The organism is Lacrimispora xylanolytica (assembly GCF_026723765.1).
GTDB lineage: Bacteria > Bacillota > Clostridia > Lachnospirales > Lachnospiraceae > Lacrimispora > Lacrimispora xylanolytica.
Map to the genome: position 1 here is coordinate 2,170,588 of NZ_CP113524.1, position 16,835 is coordinate 2,187,422.

The following is a 16,835-nucleotide window of genomic DNA, read 5'->3' on the forward strand; positions in this document are numbered from 1 at the left end:
AAATAAGGCAAAAGAAAACCAGGAGGAGCATCAGGATGATTAACATGGCAATTAAAAAGCTTATACAGTATGGACGTAATAAAGGCCTGATCGAGGAAGCAGACTATTATTATGCGGTAAACCAGATTCTCGATGTGCTAAAGCTTTGTGAATATGAGGAACCGGATGGAGAAGTTGAGGATATCGATCTTGAGGCTGTTTTAAAAGAAATGCTGGATTATGCCTGTGAACAGGGACTTTTGGAGGAAGACAGTATTACCTATCGGGATTTGTTTGATACCAGGTTAATGAACTGCCTGATGCCAAGACCGAGTGAAGTGGAAAAAAAGTTCTGGGACCTGTATCACAATCAGTCGCCTCTTGCTGCTACCGGATATTATTATAAGCTGGCTCAGGATTCGGACTATATCAGAAGCTACCGGATCAAAAAAGATATGCGTTGGATTACTTCCACCAAATACGGAGATTTAGATATTACTGTAAATCTATCAAAACCGGAAAAAGATCCCAAAGCAATTGCAGCAGCTAAGCTTGCAAAGCAAAGCGGATATCCCAAATGTCTTCTCTGTATGGAGAATGAGGGATATACAGGAAGGACCAATCACCCTGCAAGGAATAACCACCGTATTATACGGCTAAATATGAACCAGAACCAGTGGGGGTTTCAGTATTCTCCCTACGTGTATTATAACGAACACTGTATAGTATTCAATGGACAGCACATTCCTATGAAGATAGAGCGTAATACGTTTGTAAAACTGTTTGACTTCGTAAAACAGTTCCCCCATTATTTTCTTGGCTCCAATGCAGATCTTCCAATCGTAGGCGGATCTATTCTTTCCCATGATCATTTCCAGGGTGGTAATTATGATTTTGCCATGGCAAAGGCGAACATAGAAGCAAGCTATGAGATCAAAGGCTATGAGGGAGTACAGGCTGGAATCGTAAGATGGCCCATGTCAGTATTAAGAACCAGAAGTGAAAATCCCGATGATTTGATTTCCCTTGGAGAAAAGGTACTTAACGCCTGGAGAACCTATACCGATGAAGAGTCCTTTGTTTTAGCCGAAACTGATGGACAGCCTCATAATACCATTACCCCCATTGCAAGAAAGAAAGATGGTATGTATGAATTGGATCTTGTTTTGAGAAATAATATAACAACTGAAGACTGCCCTCTTGGATTTTACCATCCTCATTCTGAACTTCACCATATTAAAAAAGAGAACATAGGCCTGATTGAAGTAATGGGACTTGCTGTACTTCCATCCAGACTAAAAGAGGAGCTGAATCTTTTAGCAGATTATATATTGACTGGAAAGGACATAAGCTCCAATGAGATCATAGTAAAGCATGATGATTGGGTAAAGAATTTTCTCCCAAACTATGATACCGTGACTGCAGATAATATTGAGGATATCTTGAAAAAAGAGGTTGGACTCGTGTTTGAACGGGTACTTGAAGATTCTGGCGTATACAAATGCTGCGAAGAAGGTCGGAGAGGATTTCACCGGTTTTTGACCAGTGTTGGGTTCGTACCTGTTTCACAATAGAAACATTGTGAGACTATCAGATAGATTGATGTTTGTAATTATTTTCCCTTTGAGTTATATTCTATTGGGAGTCAGAGGTAATAGCCTGACTCACTGAAAAAAATATACAGAACCGGACGGAATGATCCGGAGGGAGACATAGAAACGGTCATGAAGCAGATAGAAAATAAAATGCTGAGAACGCTTACGGAATATGGTATTATTACGTTTAGTATCTGGGTAATGGTAGTGGGAGTCTATTTTTTTAAATTCCCTAACAACTTTGCTTTTGGAGGGGTTACGGGCTTTGCTACTGTTATCAGCGCCTTGACCCACTGGTCAGCCAGCCAGTTCACCAATATAGTGAATGCGGTCTTGCTGGTACTGGGGTTTCTGTTTCTGGGACGTGGGTTTGGTATCAAGACAGTATATGCCACCCTTGTCATGTCATTATCCTTATATATTCTGGAACGTATCTGCCCTATGAAAGGGCCGCTTACGTCGGAACCGTTGTTAGAGCTTATTTTTGCTATCTTACTGCCCAGTGTGGGATCGGCCCTTCTATTTTACGTGGGTGCATCCAGTGGTGGGACTGATATTATAGCAATGATTTTAAAACGTTATACCAGCTTCAATATTGGCACCGTGCTTTTACTGGTAGACTTGACCGGTGTGATTATGGCTTATTTTGTATTTGGCCCTCAGACCGGACTGTTTTCTTCCCTTGGTCTTCTTGCAAAGTCCCTTGTCATTGATGATGTCATGGAAAACATGAACTTATGTAAATGCTTTAGTATCATCTGCGATGATCCGGCACCGATCTGCGATTATATCATCCATGGTCTTAACCGGAGTGCTACGGTCTATGAAGCACAGGGAGCATTCACTCACCATAAGAAAACGGTTATTTTAACAACCATGAAGCGGTCTCAGGCAATGAAGCTTAGAAACTATATCCGTACGGTAGAGCCATCGGCGTTTATCCTTATTTCCAATTCCAGTGAGATCATTGGAAAGGGATTTTTAACCAATTAGATGTTCGGACCGGAGCAGAAAACTGCTCCGGTTTTTTGTGCAATGAATCCAGTTTTAAGGGGGTATAATAGTGCATATTTTACGAAAATGCACTTTAGTGCTTTAAAATTACATAAATTTAAAGTAATGAAATTGACGCCGGGTATTTTTTGTAGTATGATACGAAATAAGTTCAAAACAGGACGAGATTTTTAGATGGTGAGGAGAGAAGTTTATGAAGAAAACAAAAAAAATACTGTCACTGATTCTTGCCGGTGCAATGATGATGTCCTTAACTGCCTGCGGTGGAAAAACCGAGGAAAGTAAAAGCTCATCTACTGAGACGACTACAGCCCAGGCGACAACAGAAGGTGCCGCGACCACAGGAGAAAAAACAGCCGATGGGAAGCAGTATAAGATCGGTGTGCTGCAGCTGGTTCAGCATACTGCCCTTGATGCAGCAAATAAGGGATTTATAAAAGCACTTGATGATGCAGGACTCAACTATGTTGCAGACCAGCAAAACGCCGCAGGCGATCAGTCCACCTGCCAGACCATTGCAAGCAAGCTGGTCAATGATGGAAGCGACTTAATTCTTTCCATTGCGACTCCAGCAGCACAGGCGGTAGCTGGAACAACCACTGATATCCCGGTACTGGTAACAGCTGTTACCGACCCAGCCGCTTCTGATCTGGTTGCAAGCAACGATGCCCCAGGCGGAAATGTCAGCGGTACTTCTGATCTGACTCCGGTCAAAGAACAGATTTCCTTATTAAAGAAGATTCTTCCTGATGCAAAAACAGTTGGAATTCTTTATGCTTCCTCAGAATCCAATTCTGAGATTCAGGCAAAGATGGCAAGAGAAGCCATTGAAGCAGAAGGTATGACTGCGGTAGATTACACGGTATCCAGTTCCAATGAAATTCAGACCGTTGTAACCTCCATGGTTGGAAAAGTAGACGCTATCTATGCACCAACGGATAATACCATAGCAGCGGGAATGACTACAGTTGCCATGGTCGCGAATGAAAACGGCCTTCCTACCATATGTGGTGAAGAGGGCATGGTAAAAGCAGGCGGCCTTGCTACGTATGGAATTGATTATTTTGAACTTGGATATTTAACCGGACAGCAGGCAGTTAAAATCTTAAAAGACGGAGACGACATTTCCAAAATGCCGATTGAATATCTCCCGGCAGACAAATGCAAGCTTTCTGTAAATGAAGAAACGGCGAAAGCCTTAGGAATTGATGTTTCCAATATTAAATAATAAAAAGAAGTTTCAGTGAGATATAAGCGGACCAGAAGTATCAGGTCCGCTTAACCCTCTCATAGATGCTTTACATAAAAGATGAAAATTACATCTTTTATGTAAGGCATTTATGCCTGTAAAAAGAAAATATGCGGAGGATTAAATAGATGAGTGGTTTAATGATATCCCTTCAGGATGCAGTGGTACAAGGCGTTTTATGGGGAATTATGGTGCTTGGTGTTTACATCACCTATAAGCTTTTGGATATTGCTGATTTGACCGTTGATGGCAGCTTTGCCCTGGGCGGCTGTGTATGTGCGGTTATGGTGCTGGTTTTTAAGATGGATCCCTGGATCGCATTATTGATTGCCGGAGTTGCAGGTATGGCAGCTGGTGCTATCACTGGACTCTTACATACCGTGTTTGAGATTCCAGCTATACTGGCAGGAATTTTGACTCAGATCGGACTTTGGTCCATCAACTTAAGGATTATGGGAGGAAAGAGCAATGTGCCTCTTTTAAAGACAGATACCATAGTCTCTAAATTCATTGATGCAACTGGAATCAACAAGCAGGCGGCTGCTCTGGTGATCGGAGTTGGTTTTGCCGTTGTTATGATCGTTCTCCTGTACTGGTTTTTCGGTACTGAGATTGGAAGCGCAATGCGTGCGACTGGTAACAATGAGGCAATGGTCCGTGCCCTGGGCGTCAATACCAACTGGACCAAGCTTCTTGCTCTGACCATAAGTAACGGACTTGTTGGTATTTCTGGAGGCCTCGTTTGCCAAAGCCAGAAATATGCGGACATCGGAATGGGAACCGGTGCCATAGTCATCGGTCTTGCCGCTATTGTCATCGGTGAAGTACTTATGGGGAAACTACGTTCCTTTGGAAGTAAATTGACCTCTGCCGTCGTGGGTGCCGTTATTTATTTTGTAATCCGTGCCGTAGTGTTAAGAATGGGTATGAATGCCAACGATATGAAGCTTTTATCCGCTGCTATCGTAGCCGTGGCGCTATGCGTCCCTGTGGTCATTCGGAAATGGCGGTTAAAAGCGGCCTATACAGAAGGAGGAGAATGATCATGCTGGATATAAAAAATGTAAAGAAAACATTTAATATAAATACAATCAATGAGAAAAAAGCCTTAAACGGTATCAATCTCCATTTAAATGAAGGCGATTTTGTCACTGTCATTGGAGGAAATGGTGCGGGGAAATCCACCACCTTAAATATGATTGCCGGTGTTTACCCCATAGATTCTGGAAGAATTGAAATAGATGGTGTTAATATTTCACGTTTCCCGGAGTATAAGCGTGCCAAGTACATTGGCAGAGTCTTTCAGGACCCTATGATGGGAACCGCTGCCGGAATGGAGATTCAGGAGAATATGGCCCTGGCTTATCGGAGAGGCAAAGGAAGAGGGCTTTCCTGGGGGATTAAGCAAAATGAAAAGTCCTTTTACCAGGAGGCCTTAAAAAAGCTTGGTCTTGGCCTTGAAAACCGTATGACCAATAAAGTTGGGCTGCTCTCCGGCGGACAGCGTCAGGCCCTTACTCTTTTAATGGCGACCTTACAAAAGCCTAAAATTCTTCTTCTTGATGAGCATACAGCAGCACTTGATCCCAAGACAGCAAAAAAGGTTCTTGAAATTACAGAGGAAATCGTGGAAGAGCAAAATCTTACGACTCTCATGATCACTCATAATATGAAGGATGCCATTCAGATTGGAAACCGGCTCATTATGATGCATGAAGGAAGAATCATTTTTGACATATCTGGTGAAGAAAAGAAAAATCTGGAAGTAGAAGATCTTCTTCGGAAATTCGAAGAGGCCAGCGGAGAAGAGTTCTCCAATGACCGTATGATTTTAGCAAATTAGCAGTAAAAGCATGGGATGGGAACCGCTTTCGGGCAGAGTACCATCCCATATTTTTACAAAAATTTAATAGATTTTTGAATTACGTATCATAATGTAACATAATCTTAATAAATTTTTGTGAGACAAATATCGCAAATCATGACAAAATATGCTATACTAAGGCGGATAAACTCATAGTCCAAATCGGTTGTCCGGTGAAAATATGACAATGGAGAGAAAGTACAGAATGGATAATAAAAACGACAATAAAGATTATGTGATCCGTTTGGATAAAGCAAGAAAGAGCCGCGGTAAGAATGATTATAAAAAGTATCTTATAGCAGGAGGTGCCGGTGTTTTACTGGTGGCTGGTGTCATTACAGCCGGAGCCTTCGCAAAGCGCAATGGAGGAGGTGCCGCAGCTGCAGCTCTGGCTACCGCTTCAGAGGCTGTGAATCAGGCAACTGCTAATAATGACGAAGCAGTAAAAGCATCGGAAGAAGCGATCAAACAGGCGGAAGAGATGAAGAAGGTGGTAGCTTCTTATAAAAATCTTGGAATTGTCAAGGCTTCCGGTTATTTAAACATCAGAAAGACTCCTGGTACCGATGGGGATGTTATTGGAAAGCTGCAGAGTGACGGTGCCTGTGATATTTTAGAAAAGACAGAAGATGGCTGGTATAAGATTACTTCTGGAGGAATCGAAGGCTATATTAATTCAGAGTATGTGCTGACAGGAGAGGAAGCAGTTAAAAAAGCAGAAAGTCTGGTAAAATTAAGAGCAGTTATTAAAGCGGACAGCATGAATATCAGAAAAGAAGCTTCCAAAAGCTCGGATCCGGTGGGGCAGGCTCTTGCCGATGAAAGATATGAGGTGCTTGATCAAACCGAAGGCTGGATAAAGATTTCAACCGGATATCTTTCCTCTGATTATGTAACATTAGAATACTCTTTAAATGAAGCGAGAAAACTGGATTTAAAAGCAATGGTCTTTAATTACTATAAGAATATCGGAATATCTGATGTAGATAATTATTTAAATGTGAGAGAAGAGCCTAACGAAAAAGGGAAGGTAATCGCTAAGATGCCAAGTAAAGCTGCCGGTGAGATTTTAGAGACAACGGCCGACGGCTGGTATAAGATCCAATCAGGAAGCATTACAGGCTATGTAAAATCAGATTATATTCTGACCGGGCAGGCGGCAAAGGATGAAGCCATGCAGGTTGCCCAGCTAATGGCCATTGTAAATACGGATATGCTGAATGCAAGATCAGAACCCAGTACGGATTCCAAGATCTGGACTCAGATATCCAACAACGAAAGATATCCTGTATTAAAGCAGGTAGACGGCTGGGTAGAGATTGAGCTGGAGGAAGACAGCAGTGCCTATGTGGCTACTGACTTTGTGGATGTACGTTACGCTCTTCCTCAGGCCATCAAATTCTCACCCCTTGAGGAAAAGGCCAATGCCCAATCCTCCTTAAGAACTCAGATTGTCAATTATGCGCTGCAGTTTTTAGGAAACCCATACGTATGGGGCGGAACCAGCCTGACAAAGGGAGCAGATTGTTCCGGCTTTACCATGTCCGTATATTCTAAGTTTGGTATCGGCCTGCCTCATTATTCCGGCTCACAGGCTGGAAAAGGGACTGCTGTAAAGTCATCAGAGATGAAGCCTGGAGATCTTCTGTTCTACGCCAACAGCAAAGGAACCATCAATCACGTTGCCATGTATATTGGTAACGGCCAGATTGTTCACGCGGCCAGCAGACGAAGCGGCATCAAGATCTCTACCTGGAATTACCGTTCACCAGTAAAGATCCGTAATATGGTAGGAGATTAAATAAAAATAATAACGTAACTCATAAGAAAGCCCAGATGACCGGATTCATATCCAGTCTTCTGGGCTTATATTATTTATCGGTTTTCTTTTTTGTCACGGTTATAATTGATTAAGCATCCGGATTTTACGATGGCCCGTTCTTCCGGAGTCATATCTGCAATGTGTAGATTGATCTCCTGAATGGGATTGCCCTCTTCATTGCGGATCACATAGGCCTTGATTTTTTCCATATCTCCATCGAGAGCAGTACGAATATCAGGCACATAGATAAAGTCACCTACTTCAAACGCCGGCTCCTCATCAAGAAGGAAGGGAAGCATTCCCCAGTTCATGACATTGGAACGATACCGCTTGGTTGCATATTCATTGGCAATATTGGCAAGACCGCCAAGAACTCTTTGACAGCTTGCCGCCTGCTCTCTGGCAGAACCATCACCTGGCTTAACCGCATAGAGTACACTTCCTATTTCAGTCTCAGAAGCCTTAAGCTCCGGCTGATCTAAGTAAAGGCGCAGTGCATGAAATGCTTTTTCTAATTCGCTGTCTGCTTTAAGTGGACATTCCCCATTTTTACGAGCTTTCTCCAGCTCATTGACCTGCTTGGATCTTCCTACATATTCCGGATCCCGGCGGGATAATGTATATTCCGCAAGGCCAAGCGGATTAGAGCGGAAAGAAGAGGTCTCACCAGATGGAATCAGTTCATCTGTGGTAGTAACCGGATCCATAATTTTTGAACATACTTTAAGGATAATATTATCGGTCAGAGAGCTCATGGCCGGCCAATCTTTAATATTAGGGCCATTGACCAGTTCAGCTTCTGCTTGAGGAGCATCGTATCCCTGATAAACTCTTCTTTCATAAGAAGAGGAATCAAATTCATATGCCGGCACTTCATAACCATCTACAACGCTTTCGGCAGAGGTGAGAAGTCCGCCGTTTGCTGCTGTGGCTGCGATGGATCTCGCATCCATAAGAGCAACACAAGAAATCTGACCATTTCCAGGCTTGGAGCCTTCCCGGTTAGGGAAGTTTCTTGTGGTATGACGTATGCTTAATGCATTATTGGATGGAGTATCACCTGCTCCGAAGCATGGGCCGCAGAATGCAGTACGGATGGTAGCACCTGCAGTCATTAGCTCTGTAATAGCACCTTTCTTCACCAGATCCATATAAACCGGCTGAGAAGACGGATAAACAGACAGATTAAATACATCGTTGCCGCAGTCTTTGCCGCTTAAAATATGGGCAGCCATCATAACGTTGGAGTAATTACCTCCCGCACATCCTGCAATCACTCCCTGCTGAACCATAAGCTTTCCGTCAACGATCTTATCCGTAAGAGAGAGCTTCACTCCTGATTTTCCGGTATACTGATCGGCTTCCTTTTCCACGGTTCTTAAGATATCTGCCAGATTGGCGTTAAGCTCATCAATTTCATAGGTATTGCTTGGATGGAATGGGAGAGCAATCATAGGTTTAATTGCGCTTAGATCCACGGTGACAACGCCATCATAATAAGCAACGTCAGCTGGATTTAATTCTTTATAATCATCGCCTCTGCCGTGAAGGGTCAAATAAGCTTTCGTATCTTCGTCAGTTCTCCACACAGAAGAAAGACAGGTGGTTTCTGTTGTCATTACATCCACGCCGTTTCTGTAATCCGTATCCATGGAAGAGACGCCAGGTCCTACAAATTCCATGATTTTATTCTTCACATAGCCGTTTTTAAATACCTTGCCGATAATGGCCAGTGCCACATCGTGAGGTCCTACGGCAGGAGATGGTTTGCCGGTAAGATAGATAGCGACCACTCCCGGATATGTAACGTCATAGGTATCCAGAAGAAGCTGTTTTACAAGCTCGCCTCCTCCTTCGCCGATTGCCATGGTTCCAAGGGCACCATATCTGGTATGGCTGTCAGAGCCAAGAATCATGCGGCCGCATCCTGCCATCATTTCACGCATATACTGGTGAATAACTGCAATATGCGGAGGTACAAAAATACCACCGTACTTTTTGGCGGCGGAAAGGCCAAAGACATGATCATCCTCATTAATAGTACCGCCTACCGCGCATAAGGAGTTATGGCAGTTGGTCAACACATAAGGTATCGGGAATTCCTTGAGTCCCGAAGCCCGGGCAGTCTGAACGATTCCTACAAAGGTAATATCGTGGGAAGCCATTGAGTCAAAACGAAGCTTTAAATGCTCCATATTGCCTGAGGTATTGTGGGCCTCTAAAATGGAGTAGGCAATGGTTCCTTTTGCTGCGTCTTCTTTGCTGACGGTGTTTCCCGTGAGAGCAGCGATTTTTGCGCTATCTTCCTCTGGAATGAGCTCCGTTCCATTTATAAGGTAAGCTCCGCCTTCATATAATTTTACCATAATTATCGTTCCTCTCTTTTTATGTAGGGATTTGTTTCACCCACGTATTTTGTTGCAGGACGCATGATTCTTCCGTCATACATTTTATTTTCAATATTGTGTGCCAGCCAGCCTGCCATGCGTGCACAGACGAATAAAGGAGTGTACATATCCTCTGGAATCTGCAGCATTTGATAGGCAAAGCCGCTGTAAAAGTCCACGTTGTTGGACAAGGATTTTCCGTTTCCAGCCAGACAGGCTTTGGCAACGGTTTCAAACTTCGTCAGGAATTCGTATTCATCCAATCGTTTTTTCTCTTTTGCAAGCTTTTCACAACAGTCTTTTAAAAGATCTGCTCTGGGGTCAGATACCGTGTAAACCGCATGGCCCAGGCCATAAACCAGACCAGAGTTATCGTAGAAATCCTTAGAAAGGATTCGTCCAATGACTTTTTTCATCTGATCCTCAGTGGCATGCAATCCAATTTCCTGTTCAATGGCAGACAACATTTCGCTGCACCGGATATTAGCGCCACCGTGTTTTGGTCCTTTTAGGGAACCGATGGATCCGGTAATGGCGGAATAAATATCAGTTCCAGTGGAAGAGATAACTACATTTGTAAAAGTGGAGTTATTTCCACCGCCGTGATCGGCATGAATCATAAGCATCACATCAAGAAGATTTGCTTCCTGCTCTGTAAAGCTTCCATCCCGCCGAAGGAGATGAAGGATATTTTCTGCCATGGAATATTCAGGGCGAGGATAATGGATAACCAGGCTTTCCCGGTCGTAATGATGGATCTTGCTTTGATATGCATATACAGCAAGGGTTGGCAGCTTTGCAAGGATATTAATTCCTTTTAAAAGTGTTTGATAAGGATCTGTATTATCGGGATCATTATCATAATCATAAAGAGCCAGAATGCTTTTTTGCAGACTGTTCATTAAATTGCTGGAAGGACTGCGGAGCATATTTCTCTCAAAAAATTCATTGGGAAGCGGATAATACTTTTGAAGAACAGAAGTAAATTCCTTTAACTCCTTATCGGAAGGGAGATAACCAAAGAGAAGCAGAAATGCGGTTTCTTCATAACCGTAGCGCCCATTTCCTTTTCCCGTTACCAGATCGCTGATTTCAATTCCCCTGTAGTATAGCTTACCTGGGATATTAAGCTTTTTTCCATCTTCAAACTCATAGCCTACAACGTCAGATACACGGGTAAGTCCTACAATGACACCGGTTCCATCTTCATTTCTAAGTCCTTTTTTTACATCGTGTATTTTGAACAAATTGTTAGGAATATCCGTATAATTGGAAGATTTTCCAAAAGTCTGTGCAATGAATAAGTTGTTCATGGGACGCTTCTCCTTTTTTCAGAATATTCAAAAGCTCCAGAGGCAATCCATTGATAGAAAAGCAGCGCATACAGATCCCTCCGGCGCTGCCTTCATTGGCAATGAAACGTAACTGGCTTTTTATTGTTTGATAGTTTAACATGGAAAAGTATCAAAGTCAACAACTTGTTACAATCACAATTGAAATGTTGTTAATCATAAAAACCTTAGACTGGCAATCTGACAGGATTACCCTGGTTTTTCAATTATAAGCATATTTTTTGCCATTTCTCCACATCATAAGAAAACTACCAAAAATAGAGCAAACAGGAGGTTTCCTAAAATGGCAGATAATCAGGAAAGAAACGATGGTAACAGCCAGGTACAAGATGAGAAGCAAAATGAAATGAGCGCTTCCAGTGATACGGGGAAAGAAAATCTCGATGAGAAAAAGAAAGAAAAAGATATAGAGCAGAAAGAAGATGAAAAGCTGGAGGAGTATGGGCAAATGACTCTTGATGACAACGCCCATAAGAGAAAAATTCATTTACTTTCCATTATAGGAGAGATAGAAGGTCATGAAAACCTCTCTGGCAACAGCAAAGCAACCAAATACGATCATATCCTTCCAAAGCTTGCGGAAATTGAGGACGATGATTCCGTAGAAGGGCTTCTGGTCCTTCTTAATACTTCAGGCGGAGACGTGGATGCAGGACTTGCCATTGCAGAGATGATTGCTTCCTTAAGCATCCCAACCGTATCCCTTGTACTGGGAGGAAGTCATTCCATTGGAGTTCCGCTGGCTGTAAGCACCACTTATTCCTTTATTGTTCCCACAGGAACCATGATGGTACATCCGGTCCGTATGACAGGAATGGTAATTGGAGCTGCTCAGACCTATGAATATTTTGAAATGATTCAGGATCGTATTTTAAGCTTCGTATCCGGTCATGCAAAAATCGCTTATGATCAGGTGAAGCGGCTGATGTTAAATACAGAGATGCTGACCAGAGACTTAGGAACCGTTCTGGTTGGAGAAGAAACTGTAAAAGAAGGCTTGATCGATGAAGTAGGCGGAATCAAGGATGCCCTAAGAAAATTATATGAGTTGATCGAAACTGGTTCCCGTTAATCGTTGCAATTCTCCCGATTTTTTTGTATACTGTTACCAATGGATAAAAGGGGGAAGTATTGTGCCTGAGACAACAAAGAAGAAGACAACAGAAAAAAAAGGGACAAGAGGAAAAGGCGGGAGATCAGGAAACAGCAGCCCCAGAAAAAAAGTAGTTCTTCCGGAGCCGGAATTTATCCACTCAGAAGTAGTTATCATGATGTCATTTGCGGCTGCCGCCATACTGTTTTTAAGTAATTTTGGATTATGTGGTGTGGTCGGTCAGTTTTTACGCAGTGTGCAGCTTGGTATTTTCGGAGGAATCGGATACATCGCACCGGTGCTTCTTTTTGCTGGGACTGCCTTTTACTTATCGAATCAGGGAAATCCAAGAGCGGCATTTAAGCTGGCGTCCTTTGTACTGGCGCTGGTTTCTTTGTGTGGTTTTTTACAGCTTTTATTTGGAGCCAAGCCTGGTGAGGGGACCACTCTCGTTGATATTTATCTGGAGTCCTCTGTGACCGGAGTGGGAGGCGGATTGATCGGCGGCCTTCTTTCCGAAGGACTCACTGCAATTATAGGTGTCGTAGGTGCCTACCTGGTAGTTATCGTACTCCTTATTATTTCCGGAGTCTGTATTACGGAAAAGTCCTTTGTCAACGTGGTAAAGAGCGGAAGCGGAAAAGCGTACCGCCATGCAAAAGAAAATATTGATATACGAAGAGAGATTCACGCAGAACGGCAGGAAGAGAGAAAAAGGCTTCGGGAAGAGCAAAAGCTTCGCGGGGTCAATTTGGATGCAACGAATCTGACAGATTTTCAGCCTCAGACTGGGACGAAGCCAGAAGCTGTGGATTTTGAAGCTGAATTAGGAATCGAGCCTATTCCAGTTCCAGCCATGGAAGAATACTTAGAAGAGGATATTGATATCCAGGCAGGACGCCTGGCAGCTGTTACGGCTCTGGAACCTGAACGACCAAATCCAGCCGATGTATTCAGTGGCAGCATTTCTCCTGTTCAAGAGAAAGAGGAAGATATCGTTCCATTCGAACCAGATTGGAAGAACGAGCCATTTATGGAAGAATTAGACGAACCTTCTATATATATGAAGAAAGAGAGTCGAACCTTAAAGGAGATGGAAGTCGTAGAGGAGGAGTTTCTTCCGGTAGAAAAACCAGATACCTTTACGGTTCCCGAAGAACAGAAGACAGTGGTTACGGCTACCGGAAAAATCATTGAAACAGATACGGAAGCCCTGCAGAAAAAATTGGTGAGCAAACGGGAGGAAGCCGCTAAGGAAGGCGATCTCTCTGTCAGCCAGCAGATCAAACAAAAAGAAGAAGTGGTGAAAAAGGAATACCAGTATCCCCCGGTTACATTATTGAAAAAAGGAAAAGCAACGGCTTTTTCTGACCGGGAATACAGGGAAACTGCCATTAAGCTTCAAAAAACCTTACAAAACTTCGGCGTTGGAGTTACTGTGACTAACATCAGCTGTGGTCCCTCTGTGACCCGGTATGAGCTTCATCCGGAACAAGGCGTAAAGGTGAGTAAAATCGTCAGTCTGGCTGATGATATTAAATTAAGCCTTGCTGCAGCCGATATTCGAATCGAAGCACCCATTCCTGGAAAATCTGCAGTGGGGATTGAAGTACCAAATAAGGAGAATAATATGGTATATCTGAGGGATATTCTGGAAGCGGAAAACTTTAAGAATCACTCCTCTAAGATTGCATTTGCCGTGGGAAAGGATATTGGCGGTCAGGTGGTTGTTACGGATATTGCCAAGATGCCTCATCTGCTCATTGCGGGTGCCACAGGCTCCGGTAAATCCGTCTGCATCAACACTCTGATTATGAGTATTATTTTTAAAGCGGACCCGGAAGACGTAAAGCTGATTATGATCGATCCAAAGGTAGTGGAACTAAGTGTTTACAATGGAATCCCCCACCTTCTTCTGCCGGTAGTCACAGATCCTAAGAAAGCTTCCGGTGCACTGAACTGGGCGGTAGCGGAGATGACGGACCGTTACAACAAATTTGCCCAGTACAATGTAAGGGAAATTAAAGGATATAATGCCAAAGTAGATAGTATCAAAGATATCGATGACGAGAACAAACCGAAAAAGATGCCTCAGATCGTTATCATTATCGACGAGCTTGCAGACCTTATGATGGTGGCTCCGGGAGAAGTAGAGGATGCCATCTGCCGTCTTGCCCAGTTAGCCAGAGCGGCAGGCATTCATCTGGTCATTGCAACACAGCGTCCATCCGTTAATGTCATCACTGGTCTTATCAAGGCCAATGTGCCTTCAAGAGTTGCCTTTGCGGTATCTTCTGGTGTGGACTCCAGAACCATCATTGATATGAACGGTGCGGAAAAACTTTTGGGAAAAGGAGATATGCTGTTTTATCCGGCAGGTTATCCAAAGCCCATGCGTGTACAGGGAGCCTTTGTTTCGGACTCTGAGGTTTCCAAGGTTGTCGATTTCCTGACAGAACAGGGAATGACTCCAGACTATGATCTTGAGGTAGAAAGCATGATTTCTGCATCTCCTGGAGGTCAGGAGATGAAAAGTGGTGGAAATGACCGGGATGAGTATTTTGCTCAGGCAGGAAAATTCATCATTGAAAAAGATAAAGCCTCTATTGGTATGCTGCAGCGGATGTATAAAATCGGCTTTAACCGTGCGGCAAGAATTATGGACCAGCTTGCAGAAGCTGGCGTAGTCGGAGAAGAAGAGGGCACCAAGCCCCGGAAGGTTTTAATGAGTCCGGAAGAATTTGAGGAGATGTTGGAGCAGGGTTATTAATATAGATAGGGAACTTACATACAGGAGGATGATGCGGATGAAAACAGATATTGAAATCGCACAGGAGGCGGTTATGCTTCCGATTAAGGAAGTGGCTGCTTCCTACGGGATTTTAGAAGATGATATTGAGCTATACGGAAAGTATAAGGCAAAGCTTTCAGACCAGCTTTGGGAACAGGTAAAAGATAAAAAGGATGGAAAGCTGGTTTTGGTAACGGCCATTAATCCAACTCCGGCAGGAGAAGGAAAGACCACAACGACAGTAGGACTTGGGGAAGCCTTTGGAGTTATGGAAAAAAAGGCGATGATTGCTTTAAGAGAGCCATCTCTGGGACCGTGTTTTGGAATTAAGGGAGGCGCAGCCGGAGGCGGATATGCTCAGATCGTACCTATGGAGGACTTAAACCTTCATTTTACGGGAGATTTCCATGCCATTACTTCTGCCAATAACCTGTTATCCGCATTGCTGGATAATCACATCCATCAGGGAAATGCCCTGGAGATAGACACTCGTCAGATTCTCTGGAAGCGCTGTCTCGATATGAATGACCGTGCCCTTCGAAACATCGTGATTGGCCTGGGATCAAAAGCAGAGGGGTTTGTGAGAGAAGATCATTTTGTAATCACGGTTGCTTCTGAAATTATGGCCATTCTTTGCCTTGCAAATGACATGGATGATTTAAAAGAACGCCTAGGAAAGATTATTGTGGCATATAATTATGCTGGAGAGCCGGTAACTGCCCATCAGCTCCATGCAGTTGGTGCAATGGCAGCTCTTTTAAAGGACGCCTTAAAGCCTAACCTGATTCAGACCCTGGAGCATACAGGAGCCATTGTTCACGGCGGACCATTTGCCAACATTGCCCATGGCTGCAATAGTGTACGCGCCACAAAGACAGCATTAAAGCTGGCAGATATTGTAGTGACGGAAGCTGGATTTGGTGCTGATTTAGGTGCGGAAAAGTTCATGGATATTAAATGCCGCAAGGCAGGACTTAAGCCGGACGCCATTGTTTTAGTTGCCACCATCAGAGCCCTTAAATATAACGGCGGAGTTCCAAAGGATCAGCTGAACCAGGAGAATATTCCTGCACTTGAAAAAGGAATCGTCAATCTGGCAAAGCACATTGAAAACATGCAGAAATACGGAGTTCCCGTTGTTGTCACTTTAAATTCCTTCCTTACGGATACAGAAGCTGAATACCAGTTCGTCAAGACCTTCTGTGAGGAAAGAGGCTGTGAATTCGCTCTGTCCGAAGTATGGGAAAAGGGCGGAAAAGGCGGAATCCAGCTTGCAGAGAAGGTACTCTATACTCTGGAAAACAAGGAAAGCAAGTTTGCACCCATTTATCCTGATGATATGGGATTAAAGGAGAAGGTGGAGACTGTAGCAAAAGAAATATATGGAGCCAAAGGAGTGACATATGCCCCTGCAGCTTTAAAAGCCCTTAAAAAATTCGAGGAAATGGGATATGGAAACCTGCCAGTCTGTATGGCGAAAACACAGTATTCCCTTTCTGATGACCAGACAAAGCTGGGCCGCCCGGAAGGATTTGAAATCAATGTAAGGGATGCCTATGTATCAGCTGGTGCAGGGTTTGTGGTTGTACTGACAGGTGCCATCATGACGATGCCCGGCCTTCCTAAAAAGCCGGCGGCAGACGGCATTGATATTAATAAAGACGGAATAATAACCGGATTATTCTGATG

Annotated in this window: 11 protein-coding genes; 9 read left to right on the top strand and 2 right to left on the bottom strand. The window is 43.6% G+C overall.

All coding sequences use genetic code 11. The annotated features are described in order from the left end of the window. Positions 1–35: 35 nt before the first annotated feature. From galT to OW255_RS10290, 6 genes are all read left to right on the top strand, one after another. Complete coding sequence (gene galT / locus OW255_RS10265) at positions 36–1,553, top strand: UDP-glucose--hexose-1-phosphate uridylyltransferase (protein ID WP_268116525.1); 1,518 nt, start codon at positions 36–38, stop codon at positions 1,551–1,553. Positions 1,554–1,703: 150 nt separating this feature from the next. Next, entirely contained in the window at positions 1,704–2,567 is an 864-nt protein-coding gene (locus OW255_RS10270) for a YitT family protein (protein ID WP_024836007.1), read from the top strand. A gap of 214 nt (positions 2,568–2,781) precedes the next feature. Then, positions 2,782–3,816: an ABC transporter substrate-binding protein gene (locus OW255_RS10275; protein WP_268116526.1), complete on the top strand. Its 1,035-nt coding sequence runs from the start codon at positions 2,782–2,784 to the stop codon at positions 3,814–3,816. Positions 3,817–3,965: 149 nt separating this feature from the next. Next, on the top strand, positions 3,966–4,880 hold the full coding sequence (locus tag OW255_RS10280; RefSeq protein WP_024836005.1) for an ABC transporter permease: 915 nt from the start codon (positions 3,966–3,968) through the stop codon (positions 4,878–4,880). Positions 4,881–4,882: 2 nt separating this feature from the next. Further along, complete coding sequence (locus tag OW255_RS10285; protein WP_024836004.1) at positions 4,883–5,680, top strand: ABC transporter ATP-binding protein; 798 nt, start codon at positions 4,883–4,885, stop codon at positions 5,678–5,680. 226 nt (positions 5,681–5,906) lie between these two features. Further along, complete coding sequence (locus OW255_RS10290) at positions 5,907–7,502, top strand: C40 family peptidase (protein ID WP_268116527.1); 1,596 nt, start codon at positions 5,907–5,909, stop codon at positions 7,500–7,502. A gap of 74 nt (positions 7,503–7,576) precedes the next feature. Here OW255_RS10290 and OW255_RS10295 read toward each other — a convergent pair whose 3' ends face one another. Both OW255_RS10295 and OW255_RS10300 read right to left on the bottom strand, forming a co-directional pair. Then, positions 7,577–9,889, bottom strand: coding sequence for a hydratase (locus OW255_RS10295; protein ID WP_024836002.1), 2,313 nt, complete (start codon positions 9,887–9,889; stop codon positions 7,577–7,579). Positions 9,890–9,891: 2 nt separating this feature from the next. Further along, positions 9,892–11,223 (bottom strand): citrate synthase, encoded by a 1,332-nt coding sequence (locus tag OW255_RS10300; protein WP_024836001.1) that lies wholly within the window; start codon positions 11,221–11,223, stop codon positions 9,892–9,894. A gap of 385 nt (positions 11,224–11,608) precedes the next feature. Between OW255_RS10300 and OW255_RS10305 the strand changes: the two genes are divergently transcribed. The 3 genes from OW255_RS10305 (at position 11,609) to OW255_RS10315 (ending at position 16,833) form a co-directional block, all read left to right on the top strand. Then, positions 11,609–12,334 (top strand): ClpP family protease, encoded by a 726-nt coding sequence (locus OW255_RS10305; RefSeq protein ID WP_197029679.1) that lies wholly within the window; start codon positions 11,609–11,611, stop codon positions 12,332–12,334. Between the two features lie 61 nt (positions 12,335–12,395). After that, positions 12,396–15,125, top strand: coding sequence for an FtsK/SpoIIIE family DNA translocase (locus tag OW255_RS10310; protein WP_024835999.1), 2,730 nt, complete (start codon positions 12,396–12,398; stop codon positions 15,123–15,125). Between the two features lie 37 nt (positions 15,126–15,162). Then, a complete protein-coding gene (locus tag OW255_RS10315) occupies positions 15,163–16,833 on the top strand; it encodes a formate--tetrahydrofolate ligase (RefSeq protein ID WP_268116528.1) in 1,671 nt (556 codons plus the stop codon). Positions 16,834–16,835 lie beyond the last annotated feature (2 nt).

What these genes read in the sequence shown, in the direction of transcription:
- galT (WP_268116525.1), top strand. Translation starts at nt 36, where the DNA reads ATGATTAACATGGCAATTAAAAAGCTTATACAGTATGGACGTAATAAA.
- OW255_RS10270 (WP_024836007.1), top strand. Translation starts at nt 1,704, where the DNA reads ATGAAGCAGATAGAAAATAAAATGCTGAGAACGCTTACGGAATATGGT.
- OW255_RS10275 (WP_268116526.1), top strand. Translation starts at nt 2,782, where the DNA reads ATGAAGAAAACAAAAAAAATACTGTCACTGATTCTTGCCGGTGCAATG.
- OW255_RS10280 (WP_024836005.1), top strand. Translation starts at nt 3,966, where the DNA reads ATGAGTGGTTTAATGATATCCCTTCAGGATGCAGTGGTACAAGGCGTT.
- OW255_RS10285 (WP_024836004.1), top strand. Translation starts at nt 4,883, where the DNA reads ATGCTGGATATAAAAAATGTAAAGAAAACATTTAATATAAATACAATC.
- OW255_RS10290 (WP_268116527.1), top strand. Translation starts at nt 5,907, where the DNA reads ATGGATAATAAAAACGACAATAAAGATTATGTGATCCGTTTGGATAAA.
- OW255_RS10295 (WP_024836002.1), bottom strand. Translation starts at nt 9,889, where the DNA reads ATGGTAAAATTATATGAAGGCGGAGCTTACCTTATAAATGGAACGGAG.
- OW255_RS10300 (WP_024836001.1), bottom strand. Translation starts at nt 11,223, where the DNA reads ATGAACAACTTATTCATTGCACAGACTTTTGGAAAATCTTCCAATTAT.
- OW255_RS10305 (WP_197029679.1), top strand. Translation starts at nt 11,609, where the DNA reads ATGAGCGCTTCCAGTGATACGGGGAAAGAAAATCTCGATGAGAAAAAG.
- OW255_RS10315 (WP_268116528.1), top strand. Translation starts at nt 15,163, where the DNA reads ATGAAAACAGATATTGAAATCGCACAGGAGGCGGTTATGCTTCCGATT.